The following is a 12,693-nucleotide window of genomic DNA, read 5'->3' on the forward strand; positions in this document are numbered from 1 at the left end:
GAACGCTCCAGGGGGGCACCGTCGTGCGGCGGGTCGGCGCGGCAAGCGCCGGGGCGGCGGGGGCGCGGCGCCCGCCTCAGGCCAGCCCGAGGGCGGCAAAGACGAGCGGCTTGCCTTGCCGCTGAACCGCGTATCTTAGTCGCTGCGCGCGGACCACGGTCGCCAGGTCCTCGAGCGCGCGGCCGAAATCGGCGTTGATCACCAGGTAGTCGAAGTGCTCGGCCTGTGCCACCTCGTGGCGCGCATTGCGCAGGCGGGTTGCGATGACCTCGGCCCCGTCCTCGCCCCGGCCGTGGAGGCGGCGCGCCAGTTCGTCCCAGCTCGGCGGCAGGATGAAGATCAGCACCGCATGGGCGAACAGGCGCTTGATCTGCAGCGCGCCCTGCCAGTCCACCTCCAGCACCACGTCCTCGCCCGCGCTCAGCCGCTGCTCGATGGCCGCGCGGGAGGTGCCGTAGAAATTGCCATGCACCTCGGCCCACTCGAAGAAGTCGCCGGCCGCCACCATGGCGTCGAAGCGCGCACGGTCGACGAAGTGATAGGCCACTCCGTCCTGCTCCTGCCCGCGCGGCGCCCGGGTCGTGTGCGAGACCGAGACCGCCAGCCCCGCATCGTCCGCCAGCAGGGCCTTGACCAGGCTGGACTTGCCGGCCCCGCTGGGGGCCGAGACGACGAAGAGGTTGCCGGGCAGGGCGGTCGGGGGCAGGGGGCTGGGAGACATCGCGGCGACGGGGCGGAAGCGGGGCGGGCGCGGCGCAGGGTGCGCCGGGCCGGGGGCCGAAGTATCCCCGCCCGAAGCCGGTCCGCGACCGCCCTCAGCCGCAGCCCAGCCCGGCGTGCTCGATGTGCGCGACGATGGCGTCCAGGCCCTGCCCGGTCTTCATGTCGCTGAAGACCACCGGCCGGCTGCCGCGCTGCGCCCGGGCGTCCCGTGCCATCACCTCCAGCGAGGCGCCGACATGGGGCGCCAGGTCGGTCTTGTTGATCACCAGCAGGTCCGACTTGCAGATGCCCGGCCCGCCCTTGCGCGGCACCTTGTCGCCGCCGGCCACATCGATCACATAGATCGTCAGGTCCGACAGCTCGGGGCTGAAGGTCGCGGCCAGGTTGTCGCCGCCGCTCTCGATGAAGACGATGTCCAGGTCCGGGAAGCGGCGGTGCAGGCGGTCGACCGCCTCCAGGTTGATCGAGGCGTCCTCGCGGATCGCCGTGTGCGGGCAGCCGCCGGTCTCCACGCCGAGGATGCGGTCCGGGCTCAGCGCCTGGTGCTTGACCAGGAAGGCCGCATCTTCCTCGGTGTAGATGTCGTTGGCGACGATGGCCAGCTTGTACTTCTCGCGCATCGCGATCGCCAGGGCCAGGGTCAGGGCCGTCTTGCCGGAGCCGACCGGGCCGCCGATGCCGACGCGCAGGGGGGAGCTGCTCATGGGGTGCTTGCTCGAAGGTGAAGGGAAGGGGAGGGTTCGTTCCCGCCGGCTCAGCTGCGGAAAATGCGGTTGATCTGCACTTCGTGCCGGCTGGCGGCCAGGCCCAGGCCGGGGGCCAGGCCGCCGAGCGCGGCCTCGCCGCCACCGGCCAGCGTGCGCCCTGTGGCCACCCAGTCCGGCAGCCGGTCGCCCAGGCGCAGCAGCAGGCGCTGCCCTTCGGTCTGGCCCAGCGGGATCAGCTTGACCGCGGCCATCACCTGGTTCTCGGCCCAGGACCAAGCGTGGCCCAGCAGGGCCTCTTCCGGATCCAGGTCCCAGGCCCAGGCCAGGCCGGCGTGCAGGACCAGGAAGCCCGGCGGCTCGATGGCCGGCAGCAGGGCCTGCTGCGCCGGACCGAAGGCGCCCAGATCGCGTGCCAGCCGGGCCAGCGACCAGCCCATCTGCAAGGCCTCGGCGCGCAGCTCGGCCCCTTCGCGGCTGGCCAGGTGCAGGTCGTTGACGGCCTGCAGCGCGGCGGCATCGCCGGCCTGCCAGGCGGCATGGGCGCGCCACCACAGCGGCGCTTCCAGCTGCGCATAGGGGCCGGCCCCCAGGCTCTCGATCCAGTCGCCGGCCGTGGCCGCGTCGCAGATCCAGCCCGCTTCCAGCGCCGATTCCAGGCCCTGCGAATAGCTGAAGGCCCCGACCGGCAGCGTCGGGCTGCTGAGCTGCATCAGCCGCGCCAGCGCGGCGGCCCGGGCCGGACCGGCCACCGGCCGGGGCAGGACATCGGCCATGCGACTCAGTCCCCCTTCGGCGGCACTTCGCCGTAGCTGTGGATGGTCGGCCCGCGGCGCTGGAGGGTGATCGGCTGCGGCGCCGACCCCCCATGGCCGCAGCCCGGGCCGTGGACATGGCCCGGTGCCCCGTGCGGCGGATTCACCGCGGCGGGGGCCGGGCGGTGCGCGTGGTCGTGGCCGTGGCCGTGCTCGTGCTCGTGCTCGTGCTCGTGGCCGTGGCCGTGGCCGTGGCCGTGGCCGTGCGCGTGGCCGTGCGAGCAGCCGGGGCCGTGCACATGCCCGGGCGCGCCATGCGGCGGGTTCACGCCGCCCGCGGCGGCCGGGGCGTGATCGGGCCCGTGATCGTGCCCATGCGCGTGCCCTCCGCCATAGGCCCCGCCCTCGGGCTCGAAGGGCGCGCGCAGGCGCTGGCAGCGGCCGCCCAGGCCGCGGACCATCGCTTCGAGCACCGGGTCGGCCGCGATGCGCAGCCAGCGCGCCGCCACCTGCACCGCCACATGGCGGTTGCCCAGGTGGTAGGCGATGGCCATCAGGCGCTCGGGCGCGTCCGCCGTCAGGTGGACCACGGCCTCGCGGGCGGCCTGCACCTGCACCGGCGGCCCGCCCTCGGGGCCGACCAGCCAGTCGCCATCGCGCAGCACCCGGCCGCGCGGCAGGTCGAGCAGGGCCTCGCGCCCGTCGTCCAGCGTGACCCGCTGGCGGGTGACCTGGCGCCGCTCGAAGGGCAGGGTCAGGGTGCTCGTGCCGGCCGGGTCCGCGGGGGGCGACGGCAGGGTCTGGGTCAGGGTCGGGATCTGGGACATGGACGGATTGGACCGCAGCGCGCGCCGGGCGGTGGCGGCAGGGCGCGCGGACCGGGCTTCAGAACAGGAAGTAGCGCTGCGCCATGGGCAGCACGGTGGCCGGCTCGCAGACCAGCAACTGGCCGTCGGCATGCACGAGATAGGTCTCCGGATCGACCTGGATGCTCGGCTGCCAGGCGTTGTGGACCATGTCCTTCTTGCCGATGTTGCGGGTGTTCTTCACCGCCACCAGCGGTTTGCGCAGGCCCAGGCCCTGCACGGCCGGGTTGGCCAGACCGGCCTGCGAGACGAAGGTCAGCGAGGTGGCCAGCGCGCCGCCGTAGCTGCCGAACATCGGCCGGCTGTGCACCGGCTGCGGCGTCGGGATGGAGGCGTTGGCATCGCCCATCAGCGCCGCGGCGATCATGCCGCCCTTGAGGATCAGCGAGGGCTTCACGCCGAAGAAGGCCGGCCGCCACAGCACCAGGTCGGCCAGCTTGCCGGGCTCGACCGAGCCGACCACATGGCCCACGCCGTGGGCGATCGCCGGGTTGATCGTGTACTTCGCGATGTAGCGCTTGATGCGGAAGTTGTCGTTGCGCGCCAGCGCATCGACGCCGCCGCCCAGCGGCGGCGCCAGGTGGCCGCGCTGCTGCTTCATCTTGTGCGCCGTCTGCCAGGTGCGCAGCGGCACCTCGCCCACCCGGCCCATGGCCTGGCTGTCCGAGGAGATCATCGAGAAGGCGCCCAGGTCGTGCAGCATGTCCTCGGCAGCGATGGTCTCGCGGCGGATCCGGCTCTCGGCGAAGGCCACGTCCTCGGCGATGGCCGGGTCGAGGTGGTGGCAGACCATCAGCATGTCGAGGTGCTCGTCGACGGTGTTGACGGTGTAGGGCCGCGTCGGATTGGTGCTGGAGGGCAGCACATTGGGCTCGCCCGCCGCGCGGATGATGTCCGGCGCATGGCCGCCGCCGGCCCCTTCCGTGTGATACGTGTGGATGGTGCGGCCCTTGAAGGCGGCGATCGTGTCCTCGACGAAGCCGCACTCGTTGAGCGTGTCGGTGTGGATGGCGACCTGCGTGTCGGTGGCCTCGGCCACGCCCAGGCAGCAGTCGATCGCGGCGGGTGTCGTGCCCCAGTCCTCGTGCAGCTTCAGGCCGATCGCGCCGGCCTCGATCTGCTCCATCAGCGGCTCGGGCCGGCTCGCATTGCCCTTGCCGAGAAAGCCCAGGTTCATCGGGAAGGCGTCGGCGGCCTGCAGCATGCGGTGCATGTGCCAGGGGCCGGGCGTGCAAGTGGTCGCGCAGGTGCCGGTGGCCGGGCCGGTGCCGCCGCCGATCATGGTGGTGACGCCGGACATCAGCGCCTCCTCGATCTGCTGCGGGCAGATGAAGTGGATGTGGCTGTCGATGCCGCCGGCCGTCACGATCAGGCCCTCGCCCGCGATCACCTCGGTGCCCGGTCCGATGGGGATGGTCACGCCCGGCTGGATGTCCGGGTTGCCCGCCTTGCCGATCGTCTGAATCAGTCCGCCCTTCAGGCCGATGTCGGCCTTCACGATGCCCCAGTGGTCAACGATCAGCGCGTTCGTGATCACCGTGTCGGCCACCTCGGCCGACAGGCCCTGGCCCTGGCCCATGCCGTCGCGGATGACCTTGCCGCCGCCGAACTTCACCTCCTCGCCGGGGATCGTGAAGTCGCGCTCCACCTCCAGGATCAGGTCGGTGTCGGCCAGGCGCAGGCGGTCGCCGACGGTCGGGCCGAACATCTCGGCATAGGCGCGGCGGCTGATCTTCAGGGCCATGGCGGGGGCTCCTCGTGGGGACCGGGGCGGATCGGTTCGGGGCGGGGTGGGGTTCGCGGTCGGCGCTTCAGTCCGGGCGGTGGCGCCCGGCTTCGCGGCGGGCCCGGGCCGCGGCGCCGCGGCGCGCCAGCAGCAGGCCGGCGACGACGGCGCCGAGCAGCATGGCCAGGTGGTCGGGCTCGCCGAGCAGGTGCATCAGCGCGTCCAGCAGGCCGCCGTGATGCTCGCCCGGGTGGGCCAGGGCGGCGCCGGGCGCAACGGCCAGCAGGGCCAAAAGGGCGGGCAGGGCGGAGCGGAATCGGACCATTGGGGTCTCCATGCAGGGGCAGAGAAAAGGAAGGGGGAGGCGCGGGGGGCGGGAAGACAGGCGGGCCGGGTCCTGCGCGGACGGCCCGCGCCGCTCAGAGCGGGCCCATCACCTCAGCCCGGAAGCCGACCACCACGCGCGCGCCGGCCAGGGCCACCAGCTCGACGCGCCGCGTCTGCCCCGGTTCGAAACGCACCGCCGTGCCGGCGGCGATGTTCAGGCGGAAGCCGCGTGCGGCCGTGCGGTCGAAGGCCAGCGCCGGATTGGTCTCGGCGAAGTGGTAGTGCGAGCCCACCTGGATCGGCCGGTCGCCGGTGTTGGCCACGTCCAGCGTCAGCGTCGGGCGGCCGACGTTCAGCTCGATCTCGCCCTCGGCGGGCAGCAGTTCGCCGGGAATCATGGGAGACCTCCGCTCAGACGATGGGCTGGTGGACGGTGACCAGCTTGGTCCCGTCCGGGAAGGTGGCCTCGACCTGGATCTCGGGGATCAGCTCGGCGATGCCGTCCATCACGTCCTCGCGGCCCAGCACCTCGCGGCCGGCGGCCATCAGCTCGGCCACCGTGCGGCCGTCGCGCGCGCCTTCCAGGATGGCGGCGGTGATCAGGGCCACCGCCTCGGGGTGGTTGAGCTTCAGGCCGCGGGCCCGGCGGCGCTCGGCCAGCAGGGCGGCGGTGAAGATCAGCAGCTTGTCTTTCTCGCGCGGGGTCAGGTCCATGGCGGTCGGGGCAGGGCGGGGACGGGGCCGTGTCGCTTCGAAGCGGGGAGGCGATCTTGGCAGATCGTGCTGCGGCGGGAGGGGGCGGGCGGCGGCGGATCAGGTCTGCCAGATCCGCAGCGGCAGCGCCTCGCGGCCCAGGGCCAGCGGCCGCAGCCGCGCCCAGGCCGCCAGCAGGTGGGCGCGCACCGCCGCCGCGCTGGCGCCGCGCGCGCGCAGCAGCAGCACGCGCGGCAGGGCGGTGGCGCCGGCTTCCACGCCGGGCGGGGGCCTCAGGCTGCGGCAGGCGGCCAGCCAGTCGGCGGCAATCGCCGGGCCCGCCAGCACCAGGCTGCCGAAGGCCGGCTGGCCGTGCAGGCCGGCCGGGCGGGCCAGGCCGGGGTCGCCGCCGGTCCAGCCGCCCTGCTCGAACCACAGCGGCCGGCCGGCCGCGTCGTCGATGCGGCTGCCGAGCTGCACGCGGCCCTGGGTGAAATGTTCGCCACGGGCCTGGCGGCCCAGCACGGTCACCTCCAGGCCCAGCCAGCAGGCGCCGTCGGCCAGGCGGATGCGGTTGTGCATCGTGGCCTCGGCGCCGTCGAAGACGATGCTTTCCTGCGGCAGCCACTCGATCACGCTGCCCTCGGCCAGGGTGGCCTGCAGATCCTGCCGGGCCGGGCGGCCGGCGGCGCGATACCACTTGCCGGCGCCTGGCGTGCTGAGCTGGGCGAAGGCGCCGGGGCCGCTGTCGAGCGTGATCGTCAGCCGGTCGCCGCCCGCGATGCCGCCCGGCGGATGCAGCACCAGCACCTGGCAGACGCCCGGGCCCTCGGGATGGAAGCTGCGCTGCACGCGCAGCGGGCCCTGGTGGCGGGCCCGTCGCAGGCGGCTGCGGCCGTCGAGGGCATCGAAACCCAGGTGCAGTTGGGCATCCCAGCCCTGGCCGGTGGCGGGGGGCTGCAGCTCATGGGTTTCGGCGCGACGCATGGGGGCGAAGGCTACACGGCCAGCAGGCCGCGCACATCGTCCTCGACCATGCGCGCGCCCGGGCCCTGCTTGACGACCTCGCCGCGCGACATCAGCACATAGTGGTCGGCCAGCGACTCGGCGAAGTCGTAGAACTGCTCGACCAGCAGGATGGCCATCTCGCCCTCCTCGGCCAGCAGGCGGATCGCCCGCTCGATGTCCTTGATGATCGACGGCTGGATGCCCTCGGTGGGCTCGTCGAGGATCAGCAGCCGCGGCTTCATCGTCAGCGCACGGCCGATGGCGAGCTGCTGCTGCTGGCCGCCGGAGAGGTCGCCGCCGCGCCGGTGCAGCATGCTCTTGAGCACCGGGAAAAGCTCGAAGACCCGCTCGGGCACCTGCTTGAGCGCGCCATTGGCCAGGCCCATCGCCAGGTTCTCCGCCACCGTCAGGCGGGGGAAGATCTCGCGGCCCTGCGGCACGCAGGCGATGCCGCGGCGGGCCCGCTCCCAGGGCTTGAGCTTGGTGATGTCCTGGCCGTCGAAGCGGATCGCGCCCGAGCGGATCGGCAGCACGCCGGTCAGGCAGCGCAGCAGCGTGGTCTTGCCGACGCCGTTGCGGCCCAGCAGGGTGGTGACCTGGCCGGTCGGCACGGTGAAGCTCACGTCGCGCAGGATGTGGCTGCCGCCGTAGTACTGGTGGACGGATTCGATCTGCAGCATGGGGACGTCCTGTTCAGCGGCCGAGGTAGACCTCGATGACCCGCGGGTCCGCCTGCACCGAAGCCAGCGGCCCTTCGGCCAGCACGCTGCCCTCGTGCAGCACGGTGACCTTGCCGCCGAGCGCGGCGACAAAGTCCATGTCGTGCTCGACGACGACCAGCGAATAGTCGCCCTTGAGCGAGGCGAAGAGCTCCGCGCTCTTGGCCGTCTCGGCATCGGTCATGCCGGCCACCGGCTCGTCGAGCAGCAGCAGCCGCGGCTCCTGCATCAGCAGCATGCCGATCTCCAGCCACTGCTTCTGGCCGTGCGAGAGCAGGCCGGCCGGCCGGTCCGCGCTGCCCTGCAGGCCGATGCGTTCCAGCGTGGCGGCGATGCGGTCGAGCTCCGCGCTGCCGAGCCGCGCCCTGAGCGCGGCGGCCACGCGCTTGTCGGTTTTCATCGCCAGCTCGAGGTTCTCGAAGACCGAGAGCGGCTCGAACACCGTCGGCTTCTGGAACTTGCGACCGATGCCGGCATGCGCGATCTCGGGCTCGCTCAGGCGCGTCAGGTCGATGGTCTGGCCGAAGAAGCAGCTGCCGCGGTCGGGGCGCGTCTTGCCGGTGATCACGTCCATCATCGTCGTCTTGCCGGCGCCGTTCGGGCCGATGATGCAGCGCAGCTCGCCGTCGTCGATGGCCAGGCTCAGCTGGTTCAGCGCGCGGAAGCCGTCGAAGCTGACGCTGATGTCCTCCAGGTAGAGGATGGGCCCGTGCGAGACATCGACCACGCCCGGCTGCACCAGGTGGCCATAGCCTGCGCTGCGGCCGCCCGAGCTGCCGGCCTGCTGGCGTTCGACATGGCGCGCGCGGGTGGCGGCGCCGGCTTCCATCAGGTCGGGCGTCATGCGCGGGTCTCCGGCGGCTTGCGGCGCTTGCGTTCGGCCCAGGCGGCGCTCAGGCTGGCCTTCAGCCCGATCACGCCCTTGGGCATGTAGAGGGTCACGACGACGAAGAGCAGGCCCAGGCAGTACAGCCAGTACTCCGGGAACCAGACGGTGAACACGCTCTTGAAGCCATTGACCAGGCCGGCGCCGATCAGCGGCCCGATCAGCGTGCCGCGGCCGCCCACCGCGGCCCAGATCGCGATCTCGATCGAGTTGGCCGGCGACATCTCGCCCGGGTTGATGATGCCGACCTGCGGCACATAGAGCGCCCCGGCGATGCCGCAGAGCACGGCCGACAGCGTCCAGATCGTCAGCTTGTAGCCCAGCGGGTTGTAGCCGCAGAACATGGTGCGGTTCTCGGCATCGCGGATCGCGGTCAGCACGCGGCCGAACTTGCTCGTGACCAGCCAGCGCGCGCCCACCAGCACCGCCAGCAGCACGAAGGCGGTGATCGCGAACAGCGTGGCGCGCGTCTCCGCTGCGGCGATCGGGAAGCCCAGGATGCGCTTGAAGTCGGTGAAGCCGTTGTTGCCGCCGAAGCCCGTCTCGTTGCGGAAGAAGAGCAGCATGAAGGCGAAGGTCAGGGCCTGGGTGATGATCGAGAAGTACACGCCCTTGATCCGCGAGCGGAAGGCGAACCAGCCGAAAATCCAGGCCAGCAGGCCCGGCACCGCCACCACCAGCACCATGCACCACAGGAAGCTGTCGGTGTTCCACCAGGTCCAGGGCAGCTCCTTCCAGTCGAGGAAGACCATGAAGTCCGGCAGGTCCGACTGGTAGTTGCCGTCGCGGCCGATCGAGCGCATCAGGTACATGCCCATCGCGTAGCCACCCAGCGCGAAGAACACGCCGTGGCCCAGCGAGAGGATGCCGGTGTAGCCCCAGATCAGGTCCATGGCCAGCGCCACCAGCGCGTAGCAGAGGATCTTGCCCAGCAGGGTGATGCTGTAGTCCGAGACATGCAGCGGGTGCCCTTCCGGCAGCAGCAGGTTGGCCAGGGGCAGGCCGACGATGAGCAGGGCCGCCGCGGCCAGCAGTGCCAGCCACTGGCGCGGGCTGAACAGCCGCGCGAAGCGCGCCGCGTGCGGCAGGGCCTGGGGCAGGCCGGCGAAGCCGGCGCCCGGGGAGGAGAGGGGGGGAGACGTCATGGTGCGGCGGGCTCAGTCGATCACGCGGCCCTTGAGGGCGAACAGGCCCTGCGGACGCTTCTGGATGAAGGCGATGATGAAGACCAGCACGGCGATCTTGGCCAGCACCGCGCCCTGCCAGGCTTCGAGGAACTTGCTGCCCAGGCCCAGTCCCAGGCCGGCGTAGACCGTGCCGATCAGCTGGCCGACGCCGCCGAGCACGACGACCATGAAGCTGTCGACGATGTAGGCCTGGCCCAGGTCCGGCCCGACATTGCCCACCTGCGACAGCGCGCAGCCCGCCAGGCCGGCCACGCCCGAGCCGAGGCCGAAGGCCCACATGTCGATGTGCGGCGTGTTCACGCCCATGCAGCCGGCCATGCGGCGGTTCTGCGTGACCGCCCGCACGTCCAGCCCGAGCCGGGTGCGGCTCAGCAGCAGCGACACGCCCACCACCACCAGGCCGGCAAACACGATGATCGCCAGCCGGTTGTAGGGCAGGGTCAGGTTGGCCAGCACGTCCACGCCGCCCGAGAGCCAGGCCGCGTTCTCGACCTGCACGTTCTGCGCCCCGAAGAGGCTGCGCACGGTCTGCATCAGGATCAGGCTCAGGCCCCAGGTGGCCAGCAGGGTTTCCAGCGGCCGGCCGTAGAGGTGGCGGATCACCAGCCGCTCCATCAGGATGCCGACCGCCCCCGCGCTCGCGAAGGCCACCGGCAGGGCCAGCAGCGGGTACCAGTCGAACCAGCCGGGGGCCAGGGCACGCACCGCGTTCTGCACCGCCCAGGTGGCGTAGGCGCCGACCATGATCAGCTCGCCATGCGCCATGTTGATCACGCCCATCAGGCCATAGGTGATGGCCAGGCCCAGCGCGGCCAGCAGCAGGATGCTGCCCAGGCTGATGCCGCTGAACAGGGTGCCCAGGGTCTCGCCCAGCTTCAGCGTGCGGGCAATGGTGTCGATGCCGGCCGCCAGGGCGGCCCGCACCTTGGGATCGGTCTCGGCCGGCAGGCCGTCGTCGCCGCCCAGGCGGGCGGCCAGCAGGGCGCGCACCGCCGGCTCGCGGCTTTCGGCCAGCAGGGCGATGGCGGCCAGGCGGGTGGTGGCCTCGGGGGCGCCCAGTTCCAGCCGGGCCTTCAGGCCGTTCAGGGCCTGGAGCGCCTGCGGATCGGCCTCGCGGGCTGCGGCCTGGCGCACCAGCGGCAGCAGCGCGGGCTGCGGATCGGCGCCCAGGGCCAGGGCCGCGCCGCGGCGGGTGGCGGCCTCGGGCGCGACCAGGTCGAAGGCGGCCAGCGCCGCCTGCACGGCCGCGCCGACGCGGTTGGGGGTGACGACGTCGTCGAGCGCAGCCGGGTCGCCGGCCACGGCCGCGCCGCTCACCGCATCGACCAGGGCGCCGGACTCGTCCACCGCTAGCACGCGGCCCTGGGCGTCGAGCTTCAGGGCATCGTCGGCCATGCGTTCGAGGAAGCGGCGGGCCTCGGGCGTGGCCTCGGCGGCCAGCTCGAAGAGGGCGGCGATGCGGCTTTCGTTGTCGTCGGCCGCAGCACGTCGGGCCTGCTCGGGCGTCAGCGCACGGGCGGGCAGGGTGGCGGCCAGCACCAGCAACAGGCCGGTGGCCAGGCGGCGGCCCAGCAGGCTCAGGGGTCGGGGAATCACGGCGATCCTCGGCTCGGTCGGAAAGGGTCGCGGCGGGGCCGCGACGGCCTGGACCGCCCGGCCGGTGGGCACACCGGCCGGGCTCAGGCACAGGTCAGCAAGGACGATGCCCATCGGGCCCGAACCCCCCGGGTCCGGGCCCCGGGACTCACTTCTTCTCGGGCTCGTCCTTCTTCTTGTCGTTGCCCGGGATGTAGGGGCTCCAGGGCTCGGCCTTGACCGGGCCCTTGGTCTTCCACACCACCTTGAACTGGCCGTCGGACTTGATCTCGCCGATGAACACCGGCTTGTGCAGGTGGTGGTTCTTCGGGTCCATCGTCGAGGTGAAGCCGCCCGGTGCCGGGAAGGTCTGGCCGGCCATGGCGGCGATGACCTTGTCGGTGTCGGTCGTGCCGGCCTTCTTCACCGCCTGGGCCCACATGTGCACGCCGATGTAGGTGGCCTCCATCGGGTCGTTGGTCAGCGGCTTGTCGGCATTGGGCAGCTTCTTGGCCTTGGCGTAGGCGGCCCACTTCTTGGTGAACTCGGCATTGGCCGGGCTCTTGATCGACATGAAGTAGTTCCACGCCGCCAGGTGGCCGACCAGGGGCTTGGTGTCCACGCCGCGCAGCTCCTCCTCACCCACCGAGAAGGCCACCACCGGCACGTCGGTCGCCTTCAGGCCCTGGTTGCCCAGTTCCTTGTAGAAGGGCACGTTGGAGTCGCCGTTGATGGTGGAGACCACGGCGGTCTTCTTGCCCTCGGAGGCGAACTTCTTGATCTTGGCGATGATGCTCTGGTAGTCGGTGTGGCCGAAGGGGGTGTACTCCTCCAGGATGTCCGACTCGGGGATGCCCTTGCTCTTGAGGAAGGCGCGCAGGATTTTGTTGGTCGTGCGCGGGTAGACGTAGTCGGTGCCCAGCAGCACGAAGCGCTTGGCGCTGCCGCCGTCCTTGCTCATCAGGTATTCCACCGCGGGAATCGCCTGCTGGTTGGGCGCGGCGCCGGTGTAGAAGACGTTCTTGCTGAGTTCCTCGCCCTCGTACTGCACGGGGTAGAAGAGCAGGCCGTTGAGTTCCTCGAAGACCGGCAGCACGCTCTTGCGGCTCACCGAGGTCCAGCAGCCGAAGGTGACGGCCACCTTGTCCTGGCTGATCAGCTGCTTGGCCTTCTCGGCGAACAGCGGCCAGTTCGAGGCCGGGTCGACGACCACCGGCTCCAGCTTCTTGCCGAGCAGGCCGCCCTTGGCATTGATCTCGTCGAGGGCCATCAGCACGGTGTCCTTGAGCACCGTCTCCGAGATGGCCATGGTGCCGGACAGCGAATGCAGCACACCGACCTTGAGGGTCTCGGCGGCTTGGGCCGTCAGGCCGGCGCCGAGCAGCGCGGCGGCGAAGACGGTGGACAGAAGCAGGGGGCGACGTTGCATGGGGGGCACTCCAGGGGATGAATCGAGGGCCGCGGGGCGGCCGCCGTCGGTTGGCAGCGGGTTTATCCCCCGCGCCGCCCGGCGCGGCCATACGA

The 12,693-nt window shown here is 71.9% G+C and carries 14 protein-coding genes; all 14 read right to left on the bottom strand.

All coding sequences use genetic code 11. The features are described 5' to 3' along the window. Positions 1-76: 76 nt before the first annotated feature. The gene (gene gmk, locus H4F90_RS00740; protein WP_182660520.1) at positions 77-721 is read right to left on the bottom strand and encodes a guanylate kinase; all 645 of its coding nucleotides are present in this window, start codon (positions 719-721) and stop codon (positions 77-79) included. 94 nt (positions 722-815) lie between these two features. Continuing rightward, the gene (ureG, locus tag H4F90_RS00745; RefSeq protein WP_182660522.1) at positions 816-1,427 is read right to left on the bottom strand and encodes an urease accessory protein UreG; all 612 of its coding nucleotides are present in this window, start codon (positions 1,425-1,427) and stop codon (positions 816-818) included. Positions 1,428-1,477: 50 nt separating this feature from the next. After that, on the bottom strand, positions 1,478-2,203 hold the full coding sequence (locus tag H4F90_RS00750) for an urease accessory protein UreF (RefSeq protein ID WP_182660524.1): 726 nt from the start codon (positions 2,201-2,203) through the stop codon (positions 1,478-1,480). A 5-nt stretch (positions 2,204-2,208) separates the two neighbouring features. Beyond that, positions 2,209-3,009: an urease accessory protein UreE gene (gene ureE / locus H4F90_RS00755; RefSeq protein WP_182660526.1), complete on the bottom strand. Its 801-nt coding sequence runs from the start codon at positions 3,007-3,009 to the stop codon at positions 2,209-2,211. A gap of 58 nt (positions 3,010-3,067) precedes the next feature. Then, positions 3,068-4,792, bottom strand: coding sequence for an urease subunit alpha (ureC, locus tag H4F90_RS00760; RefSeq protein ID WP_182660528.1), 1,725 nt, complete (start codon positions 4,790-4,792; stop codon positions 3,068-3,070). A gap of 67 nt (positions 4,793-4,859) precedes the next feature. After that, entirely contained in the window at positions 4,860-5,099 is a 240-nt protein-coding gene (locus tag H4F90_RS00765; RefSeq protein ID WP_220486028.1) for a hypothetical protein, read from the bottom strand. A 94-nt stretch (positions 5,100-5,193) separates the two neighbouring features. Further along, on the bottom strand, positions 5,194-5,499 hold the full coding sequence (locus tag H4F90_RS00770) for an urease subunit beta (protein WP_182660530.1): 306 nt from the start codon (positions 5,497-5,499) through the stop codon (positions 5,194-5,196). 13 nt (positions 5,500-5,512) lie between these two features. Continuing rightward, positions 5,513-5,815, bottom strand: a complete 303-nt coding sequence (locus H4F90_RS00775) for an urease subunit gamma (protein ID WP_182660532.1) — start codon at positions 5,813-5,815, stop codon at positions 5,513-5,515. Between the two features lie 99 nt (positions 5,816-5,914). Continuing rightward, entirely contained in the window at positions 5,915-6,781 is an 867-nt protein-coding gene (locus H4F90_RS00780) for an urease accessory protein UreD (protein ID WP_182660534.1), read from the bottom strand. 11 nt (positions 6,782-6,792) lie between these two features. Continuing rightward, positions 6,793-7,482 (bottom strand): urea ABC transporter ATP-binding subunit UrtE, encoded by a 690-nt coding sequence (gene urtE / locus H4F90_RS00785; RefSeq protein WP_182660536.1) that lies wholly within the window; start codon positions 7,480-7,482, stop codon positions 6,793-6,795. Positions 7,483-7,495: 13 nt separating this feature from the next. After that, the gene (urtD, locus tag H4F90_RS00790) at positions 7,496-8,365 is read right to left on the bottom strand and encodes an urea ABC transporter ATP-binding protein UrtD (protein ID WP_182660538.1); all 870 of its coding nucleotides are present in this window, start codon (positions 8,363-8,365) and stop codon (positions 7,496-7,498) included. Next, positions 8,362-9,552, bottom strand: a complete 1,191-nt coding sequence (urtC, locus tag H4F90_RS00795; RefSeq protein WP_182660540.1) for an urea ABC transporter permease subunit UrtC — start codon at positions 9,550-9,552, stop codon at positions 8,362-8,364. The genes urtD and urtC overlap by 4 nt, the downstream gene beginning before the upstream one ends. 12 nt (positions 9,553-9,564) lie before the next feature. Further along, positions 9,565-11,190, bottom strand: coding sequence for an urea ABC transporter permease subunit UrtB (gene urtB, locus H4F90_RS00800; RefSeq protein WP_328700786.1), 1,626 nt, complete (start codon positions 11,188-11,190; stop codon positions 9,565-9,567). A 148-nt stretch (positions 11,191-11,338) separates the two neighbouring features. Beyond that, positions 11,339-12,598, bottom strand: coding sequence for an urea ABC transporter substrate-binding protein (gene urtA / locus H4F90_RS00805; protein WP_182660544.1), 1,260 nt, complete (start codon positions 12,596-12,598; stop codon positions 11,339-11,341). Between the last annotated feature and the right edge of the window lie 95 nt (positions 12,599-12,693).

It is taken from the genome of Aquariibacter albus (genome assembly GCF_014145335.1).
Classification (GTDB): Bacteria; Pseudomonadota; Gammaproteobacteria; order Burkholderiales; family Burkholderiaceae_C; genus Aquariibacter; species Aquariibacter albus.

Excerpts from the sequence above, each read along its gene's own strand:
- gmk (WP_182660520.1), bottom strand. The coding sequence starts at position 721 with ATGTCTCCCAGCCCCCTGCCCCCGACCGCCCTGCCCGGCAACCTCTTC.
- ureG (WP_182660522.1), bottom strand. The coding sequence starts at position 1,427 with ATGAGCAGCTCCCCCCTGCGCGTCGGCATCGGCGGCCCGGTCGGCTCC.
- H4F90_RS00750 (WP_182660524.1), bottom strand. The coding sequence starts at position 2,203 with ATGGCCGATGTCCTGCCCCGGCCGGTGGCCGGTCCGGCCCGGGCCGCC.
- ureE (WP_182660526.1), bottom strand. The coding sequence starts at position 3,009 with ATGTCCCAGATCCCGACCCTGACCCAGACCCTGCCGTCGCCCCCCGCG.
- ureC (WP_182660528.1), bottom strand. The coding sequence starts at position 4,792 with ATGGCCCTGAAGATCAGCCGCCGCGCCTATGCCGAGATGTTCGGCCCG.
- H4F90_RS00765 (WP_220486028.1), bottom strand. The coding sequence starts at position 5,099 with ATGGTCCGATTCCGCTCCGCCCTGCCCGCCCTTTTGGCCCTGCTGGCC.
- H4F90_RS00770 (WP_182660530.1), bottom strand. The coding sequence starts at position 5,499 with ATGATTCCCGGCGAACTGCTGCCCGCCGAGGGCGAGATCGAGCTGAAC.
- H4F90_RS00775 (WP_182660532.1), bottom strand. The coding sequence starts at position 5,815 with ATGGACCTGACCCCGCGCGAGAAAGACAAGCTGCTGATCTTCACCGCC.
- H4F90_RS00780 (WP_182660534.1), bottom strand. The coding sequence starts at position 6,781 with ATGCGTCGCGCCGAAACCCATGAGCTGCAGCCCCCCGCCACCGGCCAG.
- urtE (WP_182660536.1), bottom strand. The coding sequence starts at position 7,482 with ATGCTGCAGATCGAATCCGTCCACCAGTACTACGGCGGCAGCCACATC.
- urtD (WP_182660538.1), bottom strand. The coding sequence starts at position 8,365 with ATGACGCCCGACCTGATGGAAGCCGGCGCCGCCACCCGCGCGCGCCAT.
- urtC (WP_182660540.1), bottom strand. The coding sequence starts at position 9,552 with ATGACGTCTCCCCCCCTCTCCTCCCCGGGCGCCGGCTTCGCCGGCCTG.
- urtA (WP_182660544.1), bottom strand. The coding sequence starts at position 12,598 with ATGCAACGTCGCCCCCTGCTTCTGTCCACCGTCTTCGCCGCCGCGCTG.